Origin of the sequence: Tepidibacter sp. (genome assembly GCF_025210165.1) — a bacterium.
Classification (GTDB): domain Bacteria; phylum Bacillota; class Clostridia; order Peptostreptococcales; family Peptostreptococcaceae; genus Tepidibacter_A.
In genome coordinates, this window is sequence record NZ_JAOASI010000011.1 from 1 (window position 1) to 9,314 (window position 9,314).

A 9,314-nucleotide genomic window follows, 5' to 3' on the forward strand; every position below is an offset into this window, starting at 1 on the left:
AAAGTATTCTTATTTCTTTTTCTGTAAATATTTTATTACTCATTTTATCTTCCACCATTCGTCTTTTTTTCTATTATACATAAAAATACCCTATAGAATAGACTTTTTTTAGTGTCCACTCTATAGGGTACAGTATATATTAGAGAATGATTTAAATATTTTTGTATAAAACTTGTATTACAGCGTTTGAATATCCGTTAAGAAAGTTCGTTGTCTGACCGTAGGGAGTTTAGAACTTTGATTTATAAAAAAAGAGCGATATTTAATAGAAATTAATTTCTATTAAATATCGCTCTTAACTAGTTCTACTTTGCAGAAGCCTTTATAAATTCTCTAAACAACGGATGAGGTCTTGTCGGTCTTGACTTAAACTCTGGATGGAATTGTCCAGCAACAAACCAAGGATGATCCTTATGCTCTACAATCTCTACCAATCTCTCATCAGGAGATATTCCCGATATTATAAGTCCAGCCTTAGTCAATAACTCTCTATACTCATTATTAAACTCATATCTATGTCTATGTCTTTCATAAACTAACTCTTCACCATAAGCCTCATAAGCCTTAGTATCCTTATATATCTTACAAGGATAAACTCCAAGTCTCATAGTTCCACCCATATCCTCAATATCCTCTTGATCCTCCATCAAAGCTATAACAGGATACTTAGTCTCTGGATTAAGTTCCGAAGAATGAGCATTTTCTAACCCTTCAACATGTCTTGCAAAATCTACTACCGATAACTGCATTCCAAGACAAATTCCTAAGAAAGGAACCTTATTCTCTCTAGCAAACTTTGCAGCAGCTATCTTTCCTTCTACCCCTCTATCTCCAAATCCACCTGGAACCAATATCCCATCAGCAGTCTTTAATATCTCATCTGCATTCTCATTAGTTATATCCTCAGCATTAATCCAATCTATCTCAATCTTAGCATCATTATGTATACCAGCATGCTTTAAAGACTCCGCTACAGATATATACGCATCTTGAAGCTCTACATACTTACCAACTAAAGCTACCTTAACAGTCTTTTGAAGCTGCTTTTCCTTCTCAACTATCTCAATCCAATTAGTAAGATCATGATCTTTAGCATCAAGCTTAAGCTTATCTACAACTAATTGATCAAGTCCTTCTTCCTTAAGCATTAAAGGAATACTATATAAAGTCTCAGCATCTAAGTTTTGAATAACATGATTTGGCTTTACATTACAGAATAATCCAATTTTTTTCTTCATATCCTCTGATACAGGATACTCTGATCTACAAACTAATAAATCTGGTTGAATACCTATACTTCTAAGTTCTTTAACCGAATGCTGTGTAGGCTTAGTCTTTAGCTCTCCTGATTTAGCAAGATAAGGAATTAATGTTACATGAATATACATAACATTCTCTTCACCAGCATCATACTTAACCTGTCTTATAGCTTCAAGGAATGGAAGCGATTCTATATCTCCTACAGTTCCTCCAATTTCAGTTATAACAACATCAAAATTCCCTTCTTTTCCCACTTTATATACTCTATCTTTAATAGCATTAGTTATATGAGGTATAACTTGAACCGTAGCTCCAAGATAATCTCCTCTTCTTTCCTTATTAAGAACTGACCAGTATATCTTTCCTGTTGTAACACTTGAATGCTTTCCTAAGTTAATATCTACAAATCTCTCATAATGCCCAAGATCAAGATCTGTCTCTGCTCCATCTTCAGTTACAAATACCTCTCCATGCTGATAAGGTGACATAGTTCCTGGATCTATATTGATATATGGGTCAAACTTTTGAATCGTTACATTAAGTCCTCTAGATTTTAAAAGTCTTCCAAGTGAAGCTGCTGTTATACCTTTACCTAATGAAGATACAACCCCACCAGTTACGAATATATACTTAGTTGCCATTGTTTTCCTCCTTGTATTTTATATTTATTTAAATATTATTTTTTCCCTAAAAAAGGGGTAGGTCGCCCTAGGAAAGGGCGACCTACCATTTATTAGAAACCACCCTCTTAGGGTCAGGCTTTAAAATTTTCTTTTTTAAAATAACTATTCTATTGTATCATCACTTATTTAATATTTCAATAGATTTTTTTAATTGTTTGTCCATTTCATCAGAAGTTATATATTTAATAAATTTATTATTTATCTTATTTAAAGTCGTTATATCAGCTACTCCATATGGATATATTCCATTATCTTGTTGGAACCTCTCTACAGCCTTAAAAGTAGAATCCATATATAACCCTTTAGGATCACTTATATCATAACCCATAATTTTAAGCCTCTCCTGAACAGCCAATACATCAAGTCCAGCATCTCCTTTTAATAGCTTGGTATCCTTATTAATTTCAATAATCTTGCTAATATCTATACAAAGTCTATCACAATCTATATCAGGAATAACACCTACTTTATCTATACTTCTATCAGATGGAAGATAGTATTTAGCTATTGTAAGCTTTATTCCTTCCCCATTCTTTAAAGGAAGAATAGTTTGAACAGTTCCTTTCCCATATGTAGTCTTACCTATTAATGTTCCAGATTTCGTATCCTGAATAGCTCCAGATAATAACTCAGAAGCAGAAGCCGAATTCTCATCTACTAAAACTGTTAATTTATCAAACGCAACCTTACCTTTAGAATAATGGTTAACAACCTTACCTTTTGCATCTTTCACTATAACAACCTTACCCTTTGGAACAAAATGCTTAGATACTTCAACTACAGAAGATAAACTTCCTCCCGGATTCCCTCTTAAGTCAAGAACAGCCTTATTAATCCCCTGGTTCTTAAGATTATCAACAGCACCTTGTACTTCATCTGCAACATTAATTGTAAACTGAGATATCTTAATATAACCAATATTTCCTTCAATTACTCTATATTTAACAGCTTTCATCTTTATTTCATCTCTTTTTATATCTACTTTAAATTCTTTACCATTTCTAGATATAGTAAGATTGACATTAGTTCCCTTATCTCCCTTTATCTTATTAATAACCTCTCTAACATCCTCAATCTCTTTAAGCCTTTCATCCTCTATACCAACTATAATATCACCAGGCATAAGACCAGCCTTTTGTGCAGGAGAATCTTCAATTGGCTCTACAATATTAAGCTTACCATCTCTAACATTTATTAAAGCACCTATTCCATACATTTTTCCATTGACAGACTCATTAAAACTCTTATTACTCTCCTTATCCATATAAATACTATGCTTATCTAATTTTTCAAACATCCCCTTAACAGCTGCATCATAAAGCTCTTCTTCCGTAATCTCACCTGCATAATTCTTAGTTATATAATTCTTAACACCATGAAAAAACTCCTCATCCTTAACAAAATCCCCAGCAAACGCAACATTCGTAACCAGAACCATTACAGTTACAAAACTACATAAAAATCTACTTGCTTTTTTCACAACCTCACCCTCTTCTATTTTAATTTATTAATACATATCCTAAAATTATGGTTATTAACTTTTCTTTATAGAACTTAAATTGTAGCATTGAAATATACTAAAAATATAGATTATTCAAATGTTAGTTACTTTTTGTTGACTTTTTCCTATAGAACTTAAATTGTGACGTTGAGATATCCGTTAAAAAACTTCTGTGTCTGACCGCAGGGAGTTTCAGAAGTTTTAGGATATCTCATAAGACACAATTTCTAGTTCTATGAAAAAGTCAACTAAGTAACGATATTTTAATAATCTATATTTTTTGCTTAACCACTACATCCGAAACTATAGTTATTAAAATATTGACTAAGTAGCGGTATTTTAATAACCATAATTTTCGCTTAAACACTATACAAAAAATATTACCAATTATTTTTATGTAAATTAATTCAAAATACCCTTTTATTATAGCACAGTTTTACGATATTCTATATATATACTAATTTCAAAAGGAGGTAATTAAATGAAAAAAAGAATTTTATGCCTAACATTCATACTAACACTAATATGCAGCACAATAGCATTTTCAAGTGGATACTCTAGATCAATAACAGCTTATTTCTCTAATATAAAAGTATCCCTAAACGGAAAAACACTTAACTTCTCAAACGAGCCATTTATATATGGAGGTAATGTATATGTTCCTCTAAGAGATGTATCAGAAAGTCTTGGAGTTAATGTTGCTTGGGATGATAGAAATAGCACTGTATATATGCACAACGATTCAAACTCAGTATATAATAACAGCTCTTCTGAAATAGAAATGCTAAAGAATCAGCTTAAAGCTAAGGATAAGGAAATTGAAAGACTTAAAAATAATGATGATGACGATGATGACGATTTAGAGGATTTAGAGGATGAGTTAAATGATGATTATGATGAGTACGATGAAGGATATAAAACTTTAGAATTTAAATACAAATTATCACAGCTTTCTAATGACGATATAAAGGTTGTAATGGAGGGAGACTTTGATAGAAAATCTAAATACTGGAGCGATCGTGATGATTCAGATTTTAGAGACTTTATAGAAGATAAGATATGTGATGAAATAACAGATGAATTCAGAGAGGATATTCAAATATACATATACGATGAAGATGATGATAAATGTGCTGAATATGAATACGACTACAGCGATAGAGATTTAGAAAAAGAATATGAATATTAGAAGAAGCTGCTCAATTGAGCAGCTTTTATTTCCCTACTAAAACTTCCTTCCCATCAAATGCTATTCCTATCTCTACTATTTCACTAATACCTCTACTTAATAATTCCTGTTTATATTCCATATCTTTAATTTGCTTTAACGCCTTCTCTAAGGCTGTTTCTAGTGTTTCTTTTCTTCTTCTATTAACCTTCTTAAACTCTATAATTATCCCTACATTATTCTTCTCTTTTGGAATCATCATTATATCGTATCTTCCATATCCACTTTCTCTATTAGATTTTATTTCGTATTTGTACTTTAATCCTATCAACATTCCAAGAACAAAAGCATGATAGAATTTCTCACTTTCATCTCCTATATCAAAATAGCTTGAGGTTTTTATTATATATTCACTTAATATATCTTCAAAGGTTTCTAAATCCCCCTTTATTAAGCTATTAAGAACTAAATCAAATTTTTCATCACTTAAATTATCCTCAAACCAAGAGACTACAATCTGATTATAAAGACTCTTAACCTCTTTATTAGGTATTTGAAGACTACAATAAGTTATTCCTTCCCTTAATTCTTGATTTATAGTTTTTAAGTATCCACTAAAAAGAAGAAAGCTCCATACACTTGAAGTATTCTTATTTACATCACCCATAACTATATGCTCATCTATCTTTTTTATTAATTCTTCTCCTTTTATTAACTCTTCAAGCTCTATTTTAACAGCCTTATCACCTTTTGCTAAAAGTCTTTTTATTAAACCACATTCAGCAGTATTCACCCAATAAGGCTTAAACCCTGCTTTATAATTATCAATATAATTTAGTATACTCCACGGATTATATATAACATTTTCACCAAATATATATCCGTTATACCAGTTTCTAATATCATCTATTTCAAATTCAATAGTATAGTCTTAACATTTCTTCTACTTCTTCTAAGAATCCGAAGTATTCACTATATTGATTTCTAAGTATAGTACAAGCCTTTAAATTATTAAGACCTGAGAATATACTCTCTCTTGCAACTCTAAGAATGCCTGTAAGTACACATTTTTCAAGATATTCATTATCTTTTAGTCCACCACTTAAAAAGTTTCTCATAATTTCTTCATAATATTCTTTCATGTATCCTTCTTGAATAGGTACATCATATTCATCTATTAATATTACAACCTTTTGATTATAATGCTTATATAGATGTCAATTACCCACCACTTAAATTCTATTGAATTTTGAAGTGTGGGCTTGTAACTCACCTACACGTAGTCAGAACGATACTAAGTATCTCCTACCTCAAACGGTGGTTACATTAGGGAAGTTGACATTCCCCAAACCTAAGAGTATACTCTTAGACTTCTTTGGAGTTATGTTCTATATATTCAATGCCTTTTCTCCAAAGATTCATTGATGCAATCCTATCATCATTAGAAGTATAGGAGCAGTTTTTACACTTAAATATGTGCTTCTTTTTATCTCTGTTGCTTTTTCCAATATGTCCACACTTAGGACACATTTGAGAAGTATATTTAGGGTCAACTACTATAACTATAGATTTATTTATATTAGCCTTATATTCGAGTAGTTGTCTAAATTGGTAAAAAGACCAGCTAACAAAAGTATATCTGTTATTGATATGCACTTTTTCAGTAGCGTTTCTAATATTAGTTAAGTCTTCTAATACGAACAATGTATTTTCTCCGTATTTGTCAACGAGTGCCTTAGTTATGCAATGGTTAATATCATTCATCCAACGGTTTTCTCTTGAGCCTATAGACTTAATTTTACGTTTAGCTGATTTAGTTCCTAATTCCTGTAATTGCTTTCTTAGTAATTTATAATGACCTCTTTTAGCTTTAATAGTTTTACCATTGTAAAAAGTAGTTTTACCTAAACTATCATAAGTGGTTGCTATAAAGTTAATACCTAAATCTATACCTACAATCTTATTTATTTTAAATGGTGTAGTTTGAATATAGTCTTTAGTCATTGGAATATGAAGAAAATATTTATTGTATTTATATACAAGTTTAGCAGTACCAAACTTATAAGTGCCATCAAAATATTTTTCCATTCCTTTAGTTTGATAAGGTATTTTCAATCTACCTTCTAAACTATTTATAGAGAAAATTTTACTATTTAATGAGTAATCTCTGTTAAATACTAAATCATATTCAAGGTTTTTAAATTTTATTAGATTAAATTCATGTCCATTAGATTTATTGGTTTTATATTTAGCAATTACAGTTTTCATACAACTTTGAGCCATTTGAGATTTTAAGCCATATATTTCTCTTAAATAATAGTAAGTATCTTTATTAATTTGACTTTGTTTGAGGAAATTATTATCAAAAACATATTTAGATATATAATTCAATGCTTTTCTGACTTGAAACATTGTATTATTTAAGATTTCTATTTGCTCAGTTGTAGGATATATTTGTATTTTAGAAGTAATAGTTATTTCTATACTACTCAACTCCTTTCACTAATATTAATATAAAATATACTTTAGTGAAATTCAATAGAAAGTGAGGTGCATAGTGGTAAGAAAGAGTTGCCTATCGGCAAGTGGCAATTCCTCCCCCATTTATAGAAATGGGAGTATCCTTGCCACAAATTAAAGATGAACTCAATAAATATAAGCTCTTTGAAAAATGTATTATGTTAACTTCTTTATTTAATATATTATAAAATTCATTTTTTTCAACATCTGATAATTTATCACTATCCAAAAGATAGTCATGATTTCTATACAAGTTTGCTATTAATAGCTTAAATCCATTCTTTAAATCTCCAAAATTTGAATATTTCTCATCCTTAAACGTTATATAAATTACTGGATATTGACCTTGCTTTTGCATAACTTCCTTGTGATTTTGTATATTTAAATTTTCAAATAAAAATTTATTATCTTCTTCTGTTTTTTGATAAAAATATTTTAGTATACTCATATTAAGAGTTTTCCCAAAACGTCTTGGTCTTGGCATGAGTATAACAGATGACCCATCTTCTACAATGTCTTTTATGAATAATGTTTTATCTACATAATAATAATTTTCTGTTATTAATTTCTTAAAATCACTTATTCCTATAGGTATCTTTTTCAATCTTCTTCACGACCTTTCATAAGGTTAATTAATATTAAATCATCTCTATTTTTAGATAACTCTATTAATTGATTAGTGAACCCTGATTTAGAAAACAATATATAATGTTCCTTTCTAGTTTCTTTATTCCAATTTATATATTTAGCTTTTTCAACTAGCTTATAGAATATATTTGTATCTACCTTCGTATTTAAGTATTTGCATTCTCCAATTAAAATATCTTTAGTCTCTTCATTTATACCTACAATATCAATTTCGTTTGAATTATCCCACCACTTACCTACTTTTAAAACTTTAAAATTAAGCTTATTATTCTTATTTAAATTCCAAATTTCTTCTTTACATATCTCCTCAAAAACAAAGCTTACATGATTATCTATAAAATTATCTTTTATCTTTTGTAAAACATAATCGTTATCTTCAATTTCTATATAACTTCTATATGGATATATGAATTTAAACCAAAATTCAATAAAATTATCTTTTATATAATATAGCCCTTTTTTGCTTTTTTCTGGATTAGTTTCAGTTATTGGTACTATTCTCTCTAGCAAATCAAGATCTATTAATACTTTTAAATATCTAGTTAAGCTAGTTTGGTTAACCCCTAGAGTACTAGCTATCTTTCCTAGTTTATGATTACCTACAGCTATTGTTTTTATTATTGAAAAATATGTTCCAACATCTCCAACCTCTTGTTTAAGTAAAAATATAGGCTCTTCATATAAAAAACTTTGTTTATTTATTATATTTTTTTCTATAGAACTAAATATATTTTCTTCATCTTTGAAAAGCTCTATATACTTAGGAACTCCACCAGTTACAGAAAAGTATTCTATAAGCTCTGATGTTGATTTTTCTTTAAAAAACTCACCATAGTGATTAAAGCTAATCTGCTTCATTTTTATTTGACCTGTTCTTCTTCCATAAAGAGGAGAAGAATAAGATAATGTTTGACTTTCCATCATATTTATTAAAGATCCACATAAAATAACCATTATATTTTCGTCTTTTAAGATATTATCCCATATCCTTTGAAACACGGACGGAAAAGCTTTATTTATTTTTCCAAGATACTGAAATTCATCTATTACTACTATTTTTTTAGTATCAGTTTTATAATCCTTTATAACTTGAAATATATCATCCGATACGAAAAATATATACATTTCTATTTAAATATAGACATTTCTACTATGGCACGACTTATATCTATTAGATTTTCGTCTTGTGCCTTCCTGCTTCAATGAATCTGATTTTGCCTAAGCTACTCTCATTTGATATGACTCTTAACAGGCTTAAATTCCGCAGTATCGTTGCGTACACATTCAGAAACTTAGTTTAGGTTAAGCACTCTGAATTTGGTAATTTGCTAAATTAATACTTGCGTTCAAATCTCTATCCATCTTAAAGCCACATTCACAAATGAATATTCTATCTTTTAGCTTTAAATCTGATTTTATTTGACCACAACAAGAACAAGTTTTAGATGAAGGAAACCATTTATCAGCTTCAACAAATTCAATTCCATATTTTTTACATTTATATTGAATTTGTCTTTTAAACTCATATAAGCAC

General features: G+C 29.4%; 8 protein-coding genes and 1 pseudogene. 1 reads left to right on the forward strand and 8 read right to left on the reverse strand.

Annotated features, from left to right (window positions below; translation table 11 throughout):
* Positions 1-305: 305 nt before the first annotated feature.
* Complete coding sequence (locus tag N4A48_RS01585) at positions 306-1,901, reverse strand: CTP synthase (protein WP_293663924.1); 1,596 nt, start codon at positions 1,899-1,901, stop codon at positions 306-308.
* A gap of 160 nt (positions 1,902-2,061) precedes the next feature.
* On the reverse strand, positions 2,062-3,423 hold the full coding sequence (locus tag N4A48_RS01590; protein ID WP_293663925.1) for a S41 family peptidase: 1,362 nt from the start codon (positions 3,421-3,423) through the stop codon (positions 2,062-2,064).
* 502 nt (positions 3,424-3,925) lie between these two features.
* Between N4A48_RS01590 and N4A48_RS01595 the strand changes: the two genes are divergently transcribed.
* A complete protein-coding gene (locus tag N4A48_RS01595; protein WP_293663926.1) occupies positions 3,926-4,633 on the forward strand; it encodes a copper amine oxidase N-terminal domain-containing protein in 708 nt (235 codons plus the stop codon).
* 25 nt (positions 4,634-4,658) lie between these two features.
* On the opposite strand, the gene N4A48_RS01600 is transcribed toward N4A48_RS01595, so the two are convergent.
* The 6 genes and pseudogenes from N4A48_RS01600 to N4A48_RS01625 form a co-directional block, all read right to left on the reverse strand.
* Positions 4,659-5,405, reverse strand: coding sequence for a PD-(D/E)XK nuclease domain-containing protein (locus N4A48_RS01600; protein ID WP_293663927.1), 747 nt, complete (start codon positions 5,403-5,405; stop codon positions 4,659-4,661).
* Between the two features lie 124 nt (positions 5,406-5,529).
* Positions 5,530-5,814: pseudogene (locus N4A48_RS01605) on the reverse strand (AAA family ATPase); the annotation flags it as partial.
* 163 nt (positions 5,815-5,977) lie between these two features.
* Complete coding sequence (locus N4A48_RS01610; RefSeq protein WP_330665027.1) at positions 5,978-7,105, reverse strand: RNA-guided endonuclease InsQ/TnpB family protein; 1,128 nt, start codon at positions 7,103-7,105, stop codon at positions 5,978-5,980.
* A gap of 82 nt (positions 7,106-7,187) precedes the next feature.
* Complete coding sequence (locus N4A48_RS01615) at positions 7,188-7,736, reverse strand: AAA family ATPase (RefSeq protein ID WP_293663928.1); 549 nt, start codon at positions 7,734-7,736, stop codon at positions 7,188-7,190.
* Positions 7,733-8,905, reverse strand: coding sequence for an ATP-binding protein (locus N4A48_RS01620; protein WP_293663929.1), 1,173 nt, complete (start codon positions 8,903-8,905; stop codon positions 7,733-7,735). Before N4A48_RS01620 ends, N4A48_RS01615 begins: the two co-directional genes overlap by 4 nt.
* 177 nt (positions 8,906-9,082) lie before the next feature.
* Positions 9,083-9,314 (reverse strand): transposase (locus tag N4A48_RS01625; protein WP_293663930.1); only part of this gene is annotated, 232 nt, incomplete at its 5' end.